Origin of the sequence: Neisseria musculi, assembly GCF_014297595.2 — a bacterium.
Taxonomy (GTDB): domain Bacteria; phylum Pseudomonadota; class Gammaproteobacteria; order Burkholderiales; family Neisseriaceae; genus Neisseria; species Neisseria musculi.
The window spans coordinates 1,759,685-1,777,812 of sequence record NZ_CP060414.2 but is presented as its reverse complement, the minus strand read 5'-3'; the positions used below and the strand labels follow the sequence as shown (position 1 = coordinate 1,777,812).

Annotated in this window: 15 protein-coding genes and 1 pseudogene; 13 read left to right on the top strand and 3 right to left on the bottom strand. The window is 50.3% G+C overall.

Annotation, left to right across the window (positions count from 1 at the left end; genetic code table 11):
* Positions 1 to 200 precede the first annotated feature (200 nt).
* The 4 genes from H7A79_RS09285 (at position 201) to H7A79_RS09270 (ending at position 4,477) form a co-directional block, all read left to right on the top strand.
* Complete coding sequence (locus H7A79_RS09285) at positions 201 to 344, top strand: class IIb bacteriocin, lactobin A/cerein 7B family (RefSeq protein WP_214646373.1); 144 nt, start codon at positions 201 to 203, stop codon at positions 342 to 344.
* 302 nt (positions 345 to 646) lie between these two features.
* Complete coding sequence (locus H7A79_RS09280; protein WP_246408141.1) at positions 647 to 718, top strand: hypothetical protein; 72 nt, start codon at positions 647 to 649, stop codon at positions 716 to 718.
* A gap of 349 nt (positions 719 to 1,067) precedes the next feature.
* Positions 1,068 to 2,363 carry an HlyD family secretion protein gene (locus tag H7A79_RS09275; RefSeq protein ID WP_187000057.1) on the top strand — a complete coding sequence of 432 codons (1,296 nt, stop codon included), beginning with the start codon at positions 1,068 to 1,070 and terminating at the stop codon, positions 2,361 to 2,363.
* Entirely contained in the window at positions 2,360 to 4,477 is a 2,118-nt protein-coding gene (locus H7A79_RS09270; RefSeq protein ID WP_187001677.1) for a peptidase domain-containing ABC transporter, read from the top strand. Before H7A79_RS09275 ends, H7A79_RS09270 begins: the two co-directional genes overlap by 4 nt.
* A gap of 49 nt (positions 4,478 to 4,526) precedes the next feature.
* Here H7A79_RS09270 and hpaC read toward each other — a convergent pair whose 3' ends face one another.
* The 3 genes from hpaC to H7A79_RS09255 form a co-directional block, all read right to left on the bottom strand.
* Complete coding sequence (hpaC, locus tag H7A79_RS09265) at positions 4,527 to 5,036, bottom strand: 4-hydroxyphenylacetate 3-monooxygenase, reductase component (protein ID WP_135034357.1); 510 nt, start codon at positions 5,034 to 5,036, stop codon at positions 4,527 to 4,529.
* 8 nt (positions 5,037 to 5,044) lie between these two features.
* Positions 5,045 to 5,488 (bottom strand): homoprotocatechuate degradation operon regulator HpaR, encoded by a 444-nt coding sequence (gene hpaR / locus H7A79_RS09260; protein WP_187000056.1) that lies wholly within the window; start codon positions 5,486 to 5,488, stop codon positions 5,045 to 5,047.
* Between the two features lie 490 nt (positions 5,489 to 5,978).
* Positions 5,979 to 8,405: a penicillin-binding protein 1A gene (locus tag H7A79_RS09255; RefSeq protein WP_187000055.1), complete on the bottom strand. Its 2,427-nt coding sequence runs from the start codon at positions 8,403 to 8,405 to the stop codon at positions 5,979 to 5,981.
* A gap of 150 nt (positions 8,406 to 8,555) precedes the next feature.
* On the opposite strand from H7A79_RS09255, the gene pilM reads away from it, so the two are divergent.
* The 9 genes and pseudogenes from pilM to pta all read left to right on the top strand — a co-directional run bounded on the left by pilM (position 8,556) and on the right by pta (position 17,951).
* Positions 8,556 to 9,653, top strand: a complete 1,098-nt coding sequence (gene pilM / locus H7A79_RS09250) for a type IV pilus assembly protein PilM (protein WP_135034360.1) — start codon at positions 8,556 to 8,558, stop codon at positions 9,651 to 9,653.
* A 1-nt stretch (position 9,654) separates the two neighbouring features.
* Positions 9,655 to 10,263, top strand: coding sequence for a PilN domain-containing protein (locus tag H7A79_RS09245; protein WP_187000054.1), 609 nt, complete (start codon positions 9,655 to 9,657; stop codon positions 10,261 to 10,263).
* 3 nt (positions 10,264 to 10,266) lie between these two features.
* Entirely contained in the window at positions 10,267 to 10,908 is a 642-nt protein-coding gene (locus tag H7A79_RS09240) for a type IV pilus inner membrane component PilO (RefSeq protein ID WP_187000053.1), read from the top strand.
* Positions 10,909 to 10,925: 17 nt separating this feature from the next.
* Positions 10,926 to 11,456, top strand: coding sequence for a pilus assembly protein PilP (locus H7A79_RS09235; RefSeq protein WP_187000052.1), 531 nt, complete (start codon positions 10,926 to 10,928; stop codon positions 11,454 to 11,456).
* Positions 11,457 to 11,470: 14 nt separating this feature from the next.
* Positions 11,471 to 13,624, top strand: a complete 2,154-nt coding sequence (locus H7A79_RS09230) for a type IV pilus secretin PilQ (protein ID WP_187000051.1) — start codon at positions 11,471 to 11,473, stop codon at positions 13,622 to 13,624.
* 328 nt (positions 13,625 to 13,952) lie between these two features.
* Complete coding sequence (locus H7A79_RS09225; RefSeq protein ID WP_187000050.1) at positions 13,953 to 14,513, top strand: shikimate kinase; 561 nt, start codon at positions 13,953 to 13,955, stop codon at positions 14,511 to 14,513.
* A 167-nt stretch (positions 14,514 to 14,680) separates the two neighbouring features.
* Entirely contained in the window at positions 14,681 to 15,760 is a 1,080-nt protein-coding gene (aroB, locus tag H7A79_RS09220) for a 3-dehydroquinate synthase (protein WP_187000049.1), read from the top strand.
* Positions 15,761 to 15,793: 33 nt separating this feature from the next.
* Positions 15,794 to 15,924, top strand: a pseudogene (locus tag H7A79_RS15225) (AAA family ATPase); the annotation flags it as partial.
* Positions 15,925 to 16,439: 515 nt separating this feature from the next.
* Complete coding sequence (gene pta, locus H7A79_RS09215) at positions 16,440 to 17,951, top strand: phosphate acetyltransferase (RefSeq protein WP_187000048.1); 1,512 nt, start codon at positions 16,440 to 16,442, stop codon at positions 17,949 to 17,951.
* Positions 17,952 to 18,128: the final 177 nt, after the last annotated feature.

Below are 18,128 nucleotides of genomic sequence, written 5' to 3'. Positions count from 1 at the left end.
AATCCATATTATTAAATTTATATATTAACTATTTGAAATATCTAATTTAATTTGACATATCAGTAAACAATAAATAAATAAAATTTGCAAAAAAAATAAATAAAAGTAGAACAAATTTTAAATTACGGAGTCAAATAGGCAAGTTCTCAAAAATAATTGAGAGCTTGTTTAAACTTTAACTTTATATTAGGAGTATGATTATGAAAGAGTTGAATCACTTTGAGTTGGATAAAGTAACAGGTGGTGTCATTCCTGTTGCTATTTGGGCCTTGTGGGGTGCTGCTGCTGAATTTGCAGGTGGTATTTCCGTTGGGTTGAACCATGTAAATAGAACCAAGGGATAATCTGAATAAATGCTAAAATTTCAATTTTAGTATATTAGTTCTATTTTTTGGGTCTATGTTATGCCTAAATCTAATTTTATTAAAGAATGTTATGAATATAGAGCTTCAATAGCTATAGGCGTTGCAATTATTGTAGGCTTCTTAGCTGGAATTGTTGTAGGATTGAATAGTCTAAAGTAACTCAAATTTTGATAAAGGAATTATATTATGACTTCAAGTGTAACAAATTTCAAAAATGCGTATGAGCTGTAAAATATTGATTTAAAAATATTTCTGGTGGAGTTGTTCCTGCTGTTGCAATTGTGGGAGGAATAATTGCAGGTGGTGGCGCTGGCTTTGCTGCTGGTTATGGCCTTGCACGTTGGCTTGGTTAAGACATATATGTATTAAGCAAGTTTAGTAAGCAAGCGTAGGTGTGTGCCCTCGGGCGCGTACACACTGTTTTGAACCTTGGTAATGTCGCGTACGCGGCTTTGCCGCACACCCTACGTTATCGGAGGCCGTCTGAAAACTTTTCAGACGGCCTTCATGTATCTGCCTCTCCGGCAGGCGGTTTGTGATGAGTGAAATATTTTTATAAGGTATAGTTTTGTTGCTTTGATTTTCCGTTTTTCATATGCTTTTTCTTATTTAAAAATTAATTTGAACCAATGCCCATTTTTTTCGGTCTGAACCTTGTTTGGTTTTTCAAGTTTTCGATTATTAGGCTTTCGGGTATTGCAAATGGCTGAAAACAACAGTTTTTTCCGCCCCGAAATTTTCGAGGCGAAGAAGAATAAGTGGACGGGGCATGTGGTGTTGTCGCGGCCGTTTTCTTTTGTGTTTTTAACGGGCTGCGCGGCGGCAGGGGCGTTTGTGTTGATTATTTTCGCTTTTTTCGGCAGCTATACGCGCAAAACCACGGTGGAGGGGCAGCTTTTGCCTGTGTCGGGGATGGTGCGGGTGTATGCGCCGGATACGGGTGTGGTAACGACCAAAAAGGTTAATGACGGCGATTATGTAAAGCAGGGAGACGAGTTGCTGACGGTTTCTATGCCGAGATACAGCGGCGGCGGAGATGTGCGCGCCAGATTGGTTAAAGAGGCGGAAATGAAGAAGGATATGCTGTTGCAGGAAATCGAGCGGCAGAAAAAGGTGCAGCAGGGTGAGGCACGCTCGTTAACCGATGCGGTGGCGAGGTTGGAGAGCCAGTTGGCCGATGTGCGCAGCCAGATTAAAGGGCAGGCCAAGCGGGTGGAGCTGGCGGCGCAGATTATCGGAAAATACCGGCCTTTGCTGAAAAAGGGCTTTATTTCCGAGCAGCAGATGATCGAATATGAAAACGAGCATTTGAATCAGGAATCGCAGTTGGATGCGCTCAAGCGGGAAGAGGCGGGCGTGTTGCGCGAATTGAATACGCAAAGGCAGACGCTGGCGGATTTACCGGACAAACAGAAAACGGAGCTTAGCCAGCTTAACCGTACGGTATCGGAAATCACTCAGGAAGGGTTGAATCTGGATTTGCAGCAGGAGCAGACGATTCATGCCAGCAAGTCGGGTTATGTGAGCACTTCCAATGTGGAAGTGGGGCAGCAGGTTAGCCCTTCACAATTGTTGATGAGTATTGTGCCGGGTAAAACCGAGTTGGTGGCGAACCTGTATGTGCCGAGCCGGGCTGCGGGGTTTATCAATCCCAACGATAGGGTGGTGCTGCGCTATCAGGCTTATCCTTACCAAAAGTTCGGCCATGCAGAGGGCAAGATTATTTCGATTGCGAAAACGGCTTTGGGCAAGCAGGAGCTGGCCAGTTTGGGCGGCGTGTCTGCCGACAGTGAAAACCAGGTGATACAGGCGCAGGCAAACGAGCCGGTGTATTTGGTGAGGGTAAAATTGGCAAAACAAACGGTAAAGGTGTACGGCCAAGAAAAGCCGCTGCAAATCGGTATGGTGGCCGAGGCCGATATTCTGCACGAGCGTAAAAAGCTTTATGAATGGGTGCTCGACCCGCTTTACAGTATCACGGGGAAATTGACGCGATGAGTTATGTAGAACGTTTGTCTTTCGGTTTCAGCAAAAAACTGCCGATTGTTTTGCAGACCGAAATCGCCGAATGCGGCTTGGCCTGCTTGACTGCGATTGCCGGCTATCACGGCTACCATAGCGATTTGCGCACGATGCGGCAGAAATATTCTTTGTCGCAAAAAGGGCTGACACTGGCCGACATCGTGCGTTTCGCCAATGATTTGAACCTGACTTCGCGCGCCCTGCGCCTGGATTTGGATGATCTGCCCAATTTGCGTACGCCCTGTATCCTGCACTGGGACTTAAACCATTTTGTGGTGCTGAAAGAGGTGGTTAAAGACGGCATTATGATTATGGATCCCGCTGTGGGGATGCGTAAAATCAAGCAGGAAGAGGTATCGCAGAAGTTTACCGGTATTGCGCTGGAGTTGTGGCCGAACACGCATTTCGAGGCCAAAGAAGACAAACAGAAAATCAAAATCCTCACTTTATTGAAGGGTGTTACCGGTATCAAGCGCTCGCTGGCGCAGGTGTTGCTGTTGGCATTTGCGCTGGAAATTTTCGGCTTGGCCAGCCCGTTTCTGATGCAGTGGGTAATCGACCATGTGATCGTTACCGCCGATAGAAACTTGCTGATAACGCTGGCGTTGGGCTTCGGTCTTCTCAAAATACTGGAACAGCTTACCGGCCTGTTGCAGGCATGGGTAAACATGCATCTGACCACCACCCTGAATGTGCAGTGGAAAGCTAATATATTCAAAAGATTGCTGGAATTGCCTGCCGATTATTTCACCAAGCGCCATTTGGGCGATGTGATTTCCCGTTTCGGGGCCATCGATAATATTCAGGAAACTCTAACCTCAACCGCCTTCAAAAGCGTGTTGAGCGGCATTATGGCGGTATTTACGCTGGTGTTGATGTTTTATTACAGTTGGCTGCTGACCGCGGTGGTGTTAATCGCTTTGGTTTTATACATCATTATCCGCATTGCCGCTTACTATCCGTTGCGCAACGCCACCGAAGAAAACATTGTGCACGATGCCAAGCAGAACACTTATTTTATGGAAACAGTGCGTGGCATCCACACGGTGAAGCTGTTTGAAAAAAACGAACAGCGGCACAGCTCTTGGATGACCCTGTTTGTCGATACGGTGAATACCGATTTAACCAAACAAAAGCTGACCAACATCTTCGATTTCGCCAACAAGCTTTTATTTGGAGTGGAAGGTATTCTGATTGTTTACCTAGGCGCAGATAAAATCTTGGACGGCGGCTTTACCGTTGGTGCGCTGACCGCTTTCTGGGCGTATAAAAACCAATTTGAAACCCGCGTGGGCGAGTTGGTCGACCAATACATCAAAATCCGCATGCTCAGCCTGCATGCCGAGCGTTTGGCCGACATTGTGCTTACCGAAACCGAAACGGAAAAAACCAAGGAAATCTATATCCCCGAGATCGAAGGCGATATCGATATTGTGGTAGACGATGTATCATTCCGCTATTCCGAAACCGAGCCGTATATTTTGAAAAACATCAGTCTGAATATCAAACAAGGCGAATCGCTGGCGTTTATCGGCAGTTCGGGTTGCGGCAAAACCACGCTGATGAATATCTTAATCGGCAACCTTACGCCCGAATCCGGCAAAGTGCTGGTTAACGGCCACGACATCCACCAACTTTCACCGCGCTTTATCCGCGGCCTGAGCGGCACCGTAACGCAGGATGACGTATTGTTTGCCGGCTCCATCAGCGAAAACATCTGCTTTTTCGACGAAACGCCCGACCAGCAGAAAATCGTGCAATGCGCGGCGATGGCGATGATACACGAAGACATCATGCAGATGCCGATGGGTTACGAAACCCTGATCGGCGACATGGGCAACGCCCTATCGGGCGGGCAGAAGCAGCGGATTATTCTGGCGCGGGCACTTTACCGCGAGCCGAAAATCCTGTTTCTCGACGAAGCAACCAGCCATCTAGATATGGAAAACGAGCAGGCGATTAATAACAATTTGAAGTTTCTGAATATCACCAAAATCATGGTGGCGCACCGCAAGGAAACGATAGAGTCGGCCGACAGGGTTATTGATATGGAAGCTTTGCAGCATAAGGCGCAGCATTCGGCAGAATAGGGAAATTGCCATAAGGCCGTCTGAAAACATTTTTTCAGACGGCCTTGCTTTATTTCAGGCTGTTGAAGTTTCTGCGGAGGTAAACCAGCACCGGTTCGGTGGTGTTGCTTATTTTGATTTCGTTGATTTCCACGTAAAACACATGATGGGTGCCGATTTCGTGCCGGGCGGTGATTTTGCCGTGCAGGTGGGCGGGCGCGCCTTCCACCTGCAGTTGGCCGGTTTGGCCGCGGTGCCAGATATGGTATTTGAAGCGTTCTTCGGGCGACAGCGGGGTAAGGCCGGCGAAGTGTTCGGCGATGTCTTGCTGGCCGGCAGATAGCACATTGATACACAAGTGGTTGTTGGCGGAAAGTATGGGAATGATGGCCGATTGGCGGTTAATGCACAGCAGCATGGTGGGCGGCTGGTCGGTGATGGGGGCGACAGCGGTCATGGTGATGCCGTAGCGCCCCGCGTTGCCGTCTGTGGTGATAACGTGAACGCCGGCGGCGAATGAGGCCATAGCATCGCGAAAGGGCTGTTGCAGGGGGTGTGTTGCGGTGTGTGTGTCGGTCATGGGTGGGATTATGGTTGGTCGAGATGCCCGCTGATGCGGGAGAGTTCGGTCAAAAGGCTTTGCAGTTGCCGCATTTTTTCTTTTGAAAACACGGTTTCGATGCGGTCGTAGCACTTATCGACTTCGGCACCGAGCGAATGGTAAAGCTGCCCGCCTTCGGCGGTGAGTTTCAGATAAACGCGGCGTTGGTCGTTGGAAGGTTTCAGGCGCACCAGCAGTCCGGCTTTTTCAAGACGGGTGAGAATACCGGTGAGGCTGGGGCGCAGGATGCAGGCTTGGTTGGCTAAATCTTGGAAATCCAAAGTACCGTTTTCGGCCAAAAGGCGGATGATGCGCCATTGTTGGTCGGTTAGGCCGGCGTTGTGCAGAATGGGGCGGAACTGCGTCATCAGGGCTTCACGCGCCTGAATCAGGCTGATGTTCATAGATGCGTGTTTCGAGGGGTGGGGCATGACGGTTCTCCGTTGTTTTTCTGATGTAATGGTATATCGGCTGTTTAGCGGCTAATATTATTCCAATACGCTGTGAATCTCAATGCTATTTGCAGAAGCATTGAAAACAGGCTTTCAGACGGCCCGGTTTAAAATCTGCCGCCTGTGAATTTCCTCCCGGCATCCTGCTTGGCCGGGCGGCCCGGTAAGCGGGCGTTTTTGCAATTATGCCAGCCGTCTGAACGGCAGCTGCGGGCGGTGGCGGATTCGCTTTATTTTTGTTGCGGCGTTGCCGCACCTCGGCGCAAAGGAGGAGGTTTTGGCCGGCCGCCCAAGCACAGAGCCTGTTACGCATGGTTTGAGGTTTGCGTCCGGCACGGGAAATGAAGGGGGATTCGCTATATCGGTTTTGTAAATATGATTAATGTAGGCGGAATTGGCGGGGGAATCATCGGAGTCGTCTGAAAAAGGCCGTCTGAAACTTTTCAGACGGCCTTGGTTTGATGGTTTTTCAGAATAAGTTATCCAACTGTGAAGACTGTGCCGGCGGCCTTGCGGGAGCTTGGTCGGCACCGCTTTCGCCCCGTTCTCCGCTTTCTCTGTTTAAGGGCTCCACCGGAGTTTCTATCGGGCGGTATTGCGGCGCAGAGGGGCGTTGTCTGCCTTCGCCCACCTCGGTGTCGCGTTCGTCACTGCGCACGGGGCGGCTCGAACGGTTATCCAACGGCAGGTCGGGGTTGGTAGTTTGGCGTTCTTTCAAGAAGAAGTCGCCGCCGCGGGCAACCAGGCCGTCGGGAGCCTTCATGCCGACAGCAGGCACGCCTTTGAGCGCGAAACGCATATATTCCACCCACACGGGTAGGGCGATTCTGCCGCCGTAGCCCGCATTGCCCATGCTGCGCGGTTTGTCGTAACCGATATATACCGCTGTTACTATATCGGGGTTGAAGCCCACAAACCATGCGTCTTTGTTGTCGTTGGTGGTGCCGGTTTTGCCGGCAATATCCGAACGGCCCAATGCCCTGGCTCCGGCGGCGGTGCCCGAACGCACAACGTCCTGCATCATTTTATACATGATAAAGGCGTTGCGCGGATCAATCGTCTGAGGGGCATTGCGTCCGGCTTCCAGCGGCTGCATCTGGGCGCGCAGACGGCCTTGTCCATCGTAAATCCGGTCGATAACATAAGAAGACACTTTATACCCGCCGTTGGCAAATACGGTATAGCCCTCAGCCATTTTGATCGGCGTGGTTTCGCCCGTGCCCAATGCCATCGAAAGCCCTGCGGGTATTTCAGACGGCCTGAAGCCGAAGCGTTGGATGTATTCTTGCGCATAGCCCACGCCGATAGACATCAGAATACGGATAGAAACCATATTTTTCGAGGCGGTTAGGGCTTGGCGCAGAGTGATAAAGCCGGCGTAACGGCCGTCTGAATTTTTCGGGCTCCAAACCGTGCCGTTTTTACCCTGCCCCGGCAGGTTGATCGGCGCATCGTTGATGGAGGTGGCCATGGTCATGCCTTTGGCCAGGCCTGCCGAGTAAACAAAAGGTTTGAAAGACGACCCGGGCTGGCGCTGTGCTTGTGTGGCGCGGTTAAACGCTCTGCTGTGGAAATCGTAACCGCCTACCAGCGCGCGGACGGCTCCGGTTTTGGCTTCGAGCGACACCAAGGCACCCTGCAGCAGGGGTTCCTGCCCCACCGACCAGCGTTTGCCGTTTTGCTTCACCCTGATCACTGCACCGCGGCGTATTTGCGCATCGCCCATTTTCTTGTTGTTTACGGCCTTGACCGCAAAACCGAGCGCGGCCGTGTCTAATGTGGGTTGCTTGCCGTTGGGCAGTTGGATTTTCACTCCTTTTCGGGAAGCTTCAAGCACTACTGCCGGCATCATGCCGTCAACCGTGTAAAGCGTTGACAGATATTGCCCCGCTGTTTCTTCGGCATCATCGGTTTTACTCAGGTCCAAATAATGTTCCGCACCGCGGTAGCTGCTGCCGCGGTCGAAACCGCGCAAAGTTTTGCGCAATGCTTCGGTTGCTGCGCGCTGATTGGCGGAGTTTACCGTGGTATATACCCTGAAACCTTGTGTATAAGCTTCTTCGCCATATTTGTCGTATAACTCTTGGCGGACCATTTCAGCCACATACAAGGCGTTTTGGTTGATTTTCTGCACATAACGCTTGTAGTGCAGCTCTTCTGCCAAAGCCGCATCGCGTTCCTGCGGTGTAATCATCTTTTCCCCAACCATATTGTTGAGAATATATTTCTGGCGCAATTGGGCACGCTCAGGATTGACAATCGGATTGAATGTTGACGGAGCCTTCGGCAAGCCGGCTAAAATTGTGGCCTCGGCCAAGGTTAAATCTTTGACATCTTTATTGAAATAAATTTGTGAAGCGGCCGCGAAACCATAGGCGCGCTGCCCCAGATAAATTTGGTTGAAATAAAGCTCGAGAATCTGATCTTTGCTTAATGACTGCTCGATTTTATAAGCAAGCAACGCTTCGTTGAATTTACGGGTGAAGGTACGCTCGTTGCTCAGATAAAAATTGCGTGCCACCTGCTGGGTGATGGTGCTTGCCCCCGACTGCACACCGCCGGTCAGATTTCCTACCGCCGCGCGCATCACGCCGATAACGTCCACGCCCCAGTGGTCATAAAAACGTTTGTCTTCGGCGGCGACCACAGCGTTTTTCAACACCTGCGGAAAATCGCCGATTCTGGTGAAAGACCGCCTTTCCTCGCCATAAACACCGATAACCTCGCCATCGGAAGAATAAACCGTCAGCGGCATTTTGGGTTGGTAGTGTTGTACGGCATCTAATGAAGGCAGTTTGGGGTAGGTAACCAAAATAGCTATTGCAACCAAACCTACAACAAACAAAACCAAGCCCAAAATCAAACCTATACAGGTCGTTATAATTTTTTTAATCATGACTAATTAATAAAGTTACCATTAAAAGCATCAAATCAAGTAAAATAGGTAAAGATTCATCAATACAAGGTTATGTTTTTGTAAACCCGTATGAAATCCGTTACGGAAGATACAACTGTTACTCACTCCACATAACAGGGACGTTACATCATGCAATTAGCAAAAAAACAAAAGAATACAAATAGTAAAACGTCATCCAACCTCAGCCACCGCTCAGCGGTCGGTATCGATATCGGCCAACACGCCATCAAGATGGTGCAATTATCAGGGCGTAGTTTAAACCAAATCCAGTTGGAAAAATACGTTATCACCAAGCTGCCTAAAAATATTATCAAGGGCAATAAAATACAAGACTACGAACAGCTTGTTACATATCTGCAACATTCCTATGCGCAGCTTCACGCTTCTGCCAAGAACTTTGTTGCAGCTTTGCCACAGAGCTTGGCTACCATTGAAAACGTTGTTTATAACGCGAAAGAAACCGATTTGGATTTGGACGGTTTTGCGGAGTTCGAAGTTTCCCAAGTTGCGCCTATTGAAGAAATGAACTTCGATTATCAAACAGTCGGCACTTCCGTTATACCTGCAGGGCAACGTGTTTTGCTGACCGCTGCCCGTAAAGACGACATAGAGCCGCGCATCGAAGCCTTTGAGAGTGCAGATTTGCCGCTTGCGGCCATGGATATTGACTTATTCGCGCAAAACAATGCCTTTTCTTTTTGGATTAACCAGCATGCTCCCGAGCTCGAGCATGAAAAAATTGCTGTTTTCGGCATTCATGCCACCCAAATGTACGCGGTGATCGCCCAAAACGGCCAAATTCTTTACCGGCAGGAAACGCCGGTGAGCACAGAACAGCTCAACCAGCTCATTCAGCGCACTTATCAGGTTACCGAAGAAAAAGCCGCCCAAATGATGAATGCCTCTGCCAAGCCCTCTGATTACCAAAGTGCTGTTGCCGACCGCTTCAATATCCAAGTGGCTCAAGAAATACAACGGGTATTGCAGTTTTACTATGCTACGCAATCGAGCGAACAATATTCCAACGTAAAACACATCCTGCTTACCGGCACCGCATCACAGCAACCAGGCTTGGCTGAAACCATTTTCTCGCATACCAATACTGCCACCGAATGTGTGCACCCGATTCTGTATGCAAATAACAGCAGTAAAGTAGATATCCCACAACTACAAATAGATGCACCGACTTTAACACTGGCCTTTGGCTTGGCATTAAGGGGACTGTAACATGATTGAATTAACCAAGATTAATCTTCTTCCTTATCGTGAAGAGATTCAGCAAAAGAAAAAGCAACAGTTTAAAACGCTGATGCTGTTTGCCTTGTTGGCAGGTATCGGTTTGTCGGCACTTACTTATTTAGGTATCGGCAACGCCGTGAGCAGCCAGGAAGAGCGTAATGAATTCTTAAGCCGGCAGATTACCAAGTTGGAAGAAGACTTGCTTGAAATCAACAAGCTGCAAAAAGAGAAAGAAGATTTTCTTGCCAGAAAGCAAAAGGTAGAAGAGCTTCAGGAAAAAAGGTTTCAGGCGGCCTATATTATTGACACGCTCAATGTATTGATTCCCGAAGGCACTTACCTGACAGCCATTAATGCCGAGAATCCGACTACCTATACTGTCAGCGGCAAAGCCACCAGCGACAACAAAATCGCCATGTTTATGCGTTCCATCCCCAGTACGGGCATCTTCATGCAACCGGAGCTGCTAAACATCAAAAAAGTGGATAACGCACAAGAATTTACATTGAAAGTACTTTTAAACCAAGCTTATTACACATTATCGGCAGCAAACGGCCAGGCTCCCGCCCAAGCCGAAACCGCCGCACAAGGGAAATAAAACATGGCTGCAAACTCACTTAAAAACCTAGACATTAAAACGCTCCATTTGCTGAATATGCCTAGCAAGCTGGCTTTGGCAGGTTTGGTGGTCGCAGGTGTTTTGGTTTTGGGCTACGTTGCCCTTTTCCGTTCTCAATTGGAAGCTTTGGACGCTGCCAGCGCCAAAGAAATCGAGTTGAAAGAAACCTACACTAAAAAAAGTATCGAAGCGGCAAACTTGGATAACCTGAAAGCTGAATTGGATGCCATCCGCTCATCGTTCAACGTTTTGCTTAAGCAATTGCCCACCGATGCCGAAATTCCCAATCTGATTCAGGAGCTTCATCAGGCAGGCGCCACCAACGGGCTGCGTATGGACAGCGTTGCCCCCGGAGCCTCGGTTAATGACGGGCCTATCCAGGTTTTGCCGTATGAAATCGCCATCACCGGAAAATACAGCCAAATCAGCCAATTTGCTCGAGATGTCGGCACTCTTTCGCGGATTATTACTTTGGAGTCATTAAAAATCAGCAATAAAGACGACAAAAGCAACCTGCTGACCCTGAGTGCCACGGCCAATACTTATAAAGCTCGCCCTGCCGAAGAAGTGGCAGCCGAGCTTGAAGCAGCCAAAGCAGCCAGCGAAGCACAGAAACCCCAATAACTCCTGAGAGAACCATCATGAAAAACAAAATACTGCTCGCAGGCATATTGGCGTTATCCGCCTGCACCCCGGCTCACGAAGATTTGAACCAATGGATGAACGAAACCCGCCAGCAATCCAAATTGAAAGTGATTCCCTTTGAAGCGCCTTCAGTCAGCCAGGCCAAAACCTATACACCGCCTAACCACAGCGGCCTGAATGCTTTCGACAGCAAGCGTTTGAATGCCGCGCAACAAGGGGCTAACGCACCGAATGCCAGCCGTCCGAAAGAAGTGTTGGAAAACTTTAGCTTGGAAACGCTGAAATATGTAGGCACTTTAAGCAAAGGAAACCGGGTTACCGGTTATGTGGAGGCCGACGGCCATGTTTATACCGTACAACCCGGCAACTACATCGGCCAAAACCACGGTCGGATTCAAAGCATCACAGCCGACCTGATTACGATTACAGAGCTTGTAGAAGATACCTACGGCAACTGGACTTACCGAAAAGCAGAACTACCGTTGAGCAGCAGTGCAGACAATAACGCCGCTCAAACCAACAAATAACAAGGGGCTTACTCATGAACTCACGCAACATTAAAAAAATATTTGCCGCCATCAGCATCGGCTTTGCCGTTCAGACGGCCTTTGCAGGCAACATTACCGATATCAACGTATCGTCTTTGCCAAATAACCAGAAAATCATCAAAATCAAATTTGATAAAGATGCAGCCACTCCGCGCGGCTTCATTACCACCACACCTGCGCGTATCGCTCTGGATTTCAGCAACACCAACGTGCAATTGCCGCAGCCTGTGTTGGAATACGCCGATCCGTTGATTAACCAAATCACAGCCGCCCAAAACAATGACCGTACCCGTATTCTGTTGGGTTTGAACAAAGCCGGCCAATACAACACCGAAATCAAAGGCAATGAAGTGTGGGTGTATGTGAGTGAGGCGGCCGGCCAAACCACCCGGACCCCGCAACAACCCGCCAACCCGGCCGCATCTGCTGCAGTTCATCCGCCCCGCCGCGAGCAGGCGGTTGCATCTGCCAATATCGATTTCCGTAAAGGTGTCCGCAACTCAGGCATTGTTGAGTTGAATGCCTTGGGCTTTACCGGCCAGCCGGATATCAAAAAACAGAACGACCGCATCACCGTTACGCTGAAAAACTACCCGCTGCCTGCCCAGGCGCAACGCAGCTTGGATGTAAGCGATTTCAACACCCCCGTCCGCAACGTAACCATGAAACGCATCGGCAACGATACCCAACTGGTTATCCGCAACCAAGGCAGCTGGGATGTAGACACACAATCCGCCAATGGCCGCTTCAGTTTTGAAATCAGCCGCAAAGCCAACATCGCTTCGCAGGGTTTGTCTGCTACACCCAACAAATCGTTTAACGGCCGCAAAATTTCTTTAGATTTCCAAGATGTGGAAGTGCGTACCATTCTGCAGATTCTCGCCAAAGAATCCGGTATGAATATCGTTGCCAGCGACACCGTTAACGGCAAAATGACGCTTTCCTTGAAAGATGTGCCGTGGGATCAGGCATTGGATTTGGTGATGCAGGCGCGCAATCTCGATATGCGCCGCCAGGGCAATATCATTAATGTTGCGCCCCGTGAAGAGCTGTTGGCTAAAGATAAAGCCACCTTGCAGGCGCAAAAAGAAATCGATGATCTCGGCCCCTTGTTGTCGCAAACATTCCAGTTGAAATATAAAAACGTAGAAGAGTTCCGCAAAATCCTGCGTTTAGACGAAAGCGGCAGCAGCAGCGACCGCAACACATTGTTGAGCGGACGCGGCAGCGCGTTAATCGACCCGGCCACCAACACCTTGATTATTACCGATAACCGCACGGTTATCCAAAAATTCCAAAAGCTGATTGACGAGCTTGATGTGCCCACCCGCCAAGTGATGGTGGAGGCCCGGATTGTTGAAGCAGAAGATAGTTTCTCACGGAACATCGGCGTCAAATTCGGCTATACCGGGATTAACGGCCGCTCCTCATGGGCTTCCAATTGGGCGGATGCAACCGGCAACACCACAACCAACTATAACAACAACCTGGCAAGAGCCAATACGATTCTCAGCGGCTCGAATACGATTCCTTCTGCCTCGCCGCTGGCCATGAATCCGAATATCAGCCTGCCGGTTTCTGCCGCCACTTCCAGCATTGCGCTGGTTCGTGCGGTTTCATCGGGTGCGCTGGGCTTGGAGTTGGCTGCAATGCAAGAACAAGGAAGGGGTAAGATTATTTCGAATCCTCGTGTACTGACTCAAGATCGAAATGAAGCCACCATTGAATCGGGGACGGATATTCCCTATCAAGAAGCAACTTCAAGTGGAGCGACATCTACTTCATTTAAAAAGGCTGTATTGGGATTAACTGTAACACCTAATATTACACCTGATGGGCATATAATCATGAGCGTAAAAATCAACAAAGATTCACCAAATTTTTCATGTAATCAATCTGGTGAACCCTGTATTAGTACTAAGCGCCTCCAAACTCAAACTATGGTCGAAGATGGAGGAACTCTAATTGTTGGGGGCATTTATGAAGAAGATAATAGTAACACTATCTCTAAAGTACCTGTGTTAGGAGATATACCTGTATTAGGTAATCTGTTTAAATCGCGTGCCCGAAAAGAAACTCGAAAAGAACTGCTTATTTTTATTACACCACGTATCGTAGATAATGTTGGTAGTAATCTGAGGTACTAAATCTAATACAAAAGGAGCTGCTATATTATGAAAAAATTTACACACTCATTCATATTATCATTTATGTTAATTGCTTTTTCAGACTTAAGCTTTGCACTAACAGAAAATATCCGATATGGACAATGGTGGTTTACGGGTTCAAGAACCGCATTCATTGGGGGCTTCCAACAGCTAACAATATGTGAATATCAACGTAGCAGATATAAGGATGGATATGGATCACTTCAAAATGAGTTAAAAATGATACAAGTAATTAATAGTCATTGTCCTTCTGCATGGACCTTGGGTTAAAATTTAAATAAATACTTTGCGTATATTTTCGTTTACAATGCCTGCTATGGAAAACATAGCAGGCAATTTATTTTTAATCGGTTTGATGGGGGCGGGCAAAACCACATTGGGCAGGCATATAGCCCAAATGCTGAACCGCCCTTTTTACGACAGCGATCAAGAAATCTGCAGGCGCACCGGCGTGTCGGTTCCGACCATTTTCGAATTGGAAGGCGAGCAGGGCTTCCGCGATCGTGAAACCGCAGTGATAAACGAGTTGAGCGCGTTGGATAACATCGTGCTGGCCACCGGCGGCGGCGCGGTGCTGCGTGAGGAAAACCGCCGCAGGCTGCGTGAGCGCGGCACCGTGGTTTATCTGCACGCCTGCCCCGAGGTGCTGATCGAGCGTACCCGCTGCGACACCAACCGCCCGCTGCTGCAAGTGGCAGATCCCCTGGCCAAATTGCGGGAGCTGTACAATCTGCGCGACAGTGTTTACCGCTCCGCCGCGCACATCATTATCGAAGCCAACCGGCAAAGCTGCCATAAAAACGCCGAATATCTGTTGCAGGCGTGGACGCAGCCGCCTGCATCATCCGTTTGCAACGATAAAAAATAAGCAAACGGCTTTTAGGGCGCAGTCGAAATGTGCGGCATAATAGGCCGATACCTTTGGAAAATATCTTAAAAGCCGTTTGAAACACGATAAGGTTTCAGACGGCATGCCTGATAACCGCAGCCCTGTTGTTGTATTTTCCGTAACCCGATAGAAACGGAGCCGCCATCGTGCAAACCCTGACCGTAGCCACCCCCACTCGCCAATACCCCATTTTTATTGGCAGGAACCTGATTGCCCAAGCCGACATCCTGCTCAAACCTTACTTAAGCCAAAAAGCCGCCATCGTTACCAACGAAACCGTTGCAGCGCTGCATCTGCCCGCTTTTCAGACGGCTTTAAGCAGGCTTGGCATCGGGTATTTCGATATTGTGCTGCCCGATGGAGAGCAGTATAAAAACTGGCAAACCCTCAACCTGATTTTTGATGGTTTGATGCAAAACCGTGCCGACCGCAAAACCACGTTAATCGCCCTCGGGGGCGGCGTGATCGGCGACATCGCCGGCTTTGCGGCTGCCGCCTACCAACGCGGCATACCGTTTATCCAAGTGCCCACTACCCTGCTGAGCCAAGTCGATTCATCGGTAGGCGGCAAAACTGCCATTAATCATCCGTTGGGTAAAAACATGATTGGTGCGTTTTACCAACCGCGCGCGGTGCTTGCCGACTTAAGCACACTCGCCACCCTGCCTGCACGCGAGCTTTCCGCCGGCATGGCCGAAGTTATCAAATACGGCGCATTGGGCGACTGTGATTTTATCGCCTGGCTGGAAGAGCATATGCCCGCGCTCATGCGGCAGGAGCCCGTTCTGTTGGCGGAGGCCGTGTATCATTGCTGCAAAATGAAAGCCGATATTGTTGCCCGAGACGAAACCGAACAAGGCATCCGTGCATGGCTCAACCTGGGGCACACTTTCGGCCATGCCATCGAAGCCGAAATGGGTTACGGCGTATGGCTGCACGGCGAAGCCGTGGCCGCAGGCATGGTGCTGGCCTGTCGCCTGTCGGAAACTTTAGGCCGTCTGAAACCTGCCGACACCCAACGCATTGCCAACCTGCTGAAACAGGCCGGCCTGCCCGCTGCCCCGCCCCGTTTTGCCTTTGAAAAGTGGATAGAACATATGCGGCACGATAAAAAAGTAGATAACGGCACCATGCGTTTTATCGGGCTGAACCGCTTGGGCGAAGCCAATATCACCGAAATCACCGATATGGAAATCCTGCGCACAACCCTGCAGCCCTATCTATAAAAAAAACTGCAACCGCCCGGCGGCGGCGAATTCCGCATCGATATGTCGGAATACATGGAAAAACACGCCGTTGCCCGCATGATTGGTGCGCCCCGCTATGCGGCTGCAGAGAAGGCGGCCGACTCACCGGGCAGGTGTGCCGTAAACTTCACAGCGTGATTCTGCCCATAGTTAAAAAGTTAAAATCGAAACCTTTGCAAGTTATTGAGGCCGTCTGAAATACCCGTTCACCGTCATTTTAGAGCAGGGCGGGAATTCAGACGTTTGGTATTCAAGTGTCTGTTTAAACAATACTTCAACTTTTCAACCCGGATTCCTGCCGGCGAAAGGGCAGCGCAGCGGGCTTGCGAAACCGATGGCGGGATTCAAATATTTCAGACGTCTTTTTTCAGACGGCCTGTTAAGGCATGGTTGCCAAGATCTCAAACCGCTTGCTCAGTAGCCGTTCCGTCATCCCCGGGCCTGACTCGGGTATCTCAAAGCTTACGGTAACCCGAGACAACCGCTTCAAGCCCGGGTATGGCGTATACTTTTTCCGCCCGTCACAGCGGCTTGATTTCAAACAATAAAGCAAACTGAGTGCGGCCGCGCAAAAATTACGGGTATAAACCGCCTAATCAAAGTGATAAAATAACTCCCGATTTTCCCTTTCCGGTTTCAGTTTCTAAAAGGATTATTTATGGCTACCGTATTGATTGTTCCCGTATCTGCCCGTTCAGACGGCTGGGCCGTAACCCAGGCCGTTGCCGCCGCCCTGCCCGATGCCGCCGTTTTCCGCGCGCTTGACGAAAGCGGCGAAGCCGAAAAAATGCTGTGTGCCGGCAAATACGATGATTGGCTCGATATGCTGGTGTCGCGCGTTACCCAAGTAAACGCCGAAAATATCGTTATCAAAGGCATCAAACCCGATGCGGAAAAACTGTTTCTTTCCACCCGCAATCTCGAACTGGCCCTGTCGCTTGATGCCAACGTGGTGTTTTCCGTGTTTTCCGACAACGAAGACATCGAACATCTCACCAACAAGCTGAACATCGCCAAACAAGCCTATGCCACCGCGCCGGGCGTGCTGGCGGGTTTTATTCTTGACGGCAATGCCGATGCGGGCGTAGGGGCCGCCGTGGCCGAAAAAACCGGCCTGGCCTGTTTCGGCTCTTCGCAAAACGTTACCGACACCGATTTGCTGCTGAAGAAAACCGGCCGTATGTCGCCTGCGCAATTCCGCGTCAACATGATGGAATCCGCCCGCCGTGCCGACAAACGCATCGTATTGCCCGAAGGAGCAGAGCCGCGCACCGTGCAGGCCGCCGCCATCTGCCACGAAAAAGGCATCGCCCGCTGCGTGTTGCTGGCACCGCGCGCAGAAGTGGAGGCCGTTGCCAAAGAACGCCACATCACCCTGCCCGATTCATTGGAAATCATCGATCCCGCCACCCTGGTCGAGCAATATGTCGAGCCGATGTGCGAACTGCGCAAGAGCAAAGGCCTAACCCCCGAGCAGGCACGCGAACAGCTGCAAGACACCGTGGTGTTGGGCACCATGATGATGGCGCAAAACCATGTGGACGGCCTGGTGTCCGGCGCCGTACATACCACCGCCAACACCATCCGCCCCGCCCTGCAACTGATTAAAACCGCCCCCGGCGCCAGCCTGGTTTCCAGCGTATTCTTTATGCTGCTGCCCAATCAAGTGCTGGTGTATGGCGACTGCGCGGTCAATCCCGAGCCTACCTCCGAGCAGCTGGCCGACATCGCCATCCAATCTGCCGATTCAGCCAAAGCCTTCGGCATTGAGCCCAAAGTGGCGATGATTTCCTACTCAACCGGCACCTCAGGCGCAGGCCCCGCCGTGGAAAAAGTGGCGCAGGCCACCGCCCTCGTGCGCGAAAAACGCCCCGATATCGATGTGGACGGCCCGCTGCAATACGATGCCGCCACCGTGCCCAGCGTGGCCAAATCCAAAGCACCCGACAGCAAAGTGGCCGGCCAGGCCACCGTGTTGGTGTTCCCCGACCTCAACACCGGCAACTGCACCTATAAAGCCGTGCAGCGCAACGCCAACGTGTTGAGCGTGGGCCCGATGCTGCAAGGCTTGCGCAAGCCCGTAAACGACCTGTCGCGCGGCGCTTTGGTGGACGACATCGTTTACACCATTGCGCTTACCGCCATTCAGGCTGTTCAGATGGTCGGATAAACAACTCGACGATAACACAGCAGGCCGTCTGAAAGCTTTTTTTCAGACGGCCTGCTGTGTTATCGTTTGAATCCTTTTCACAAAAACCGCTTCAAGCCAACCGTTCCAAACTTGAAAACATAGGTTTCCCGCTAGGGCAACCCTGTTTCGAATGATATAGGCCGGGGGCTTTGCAGA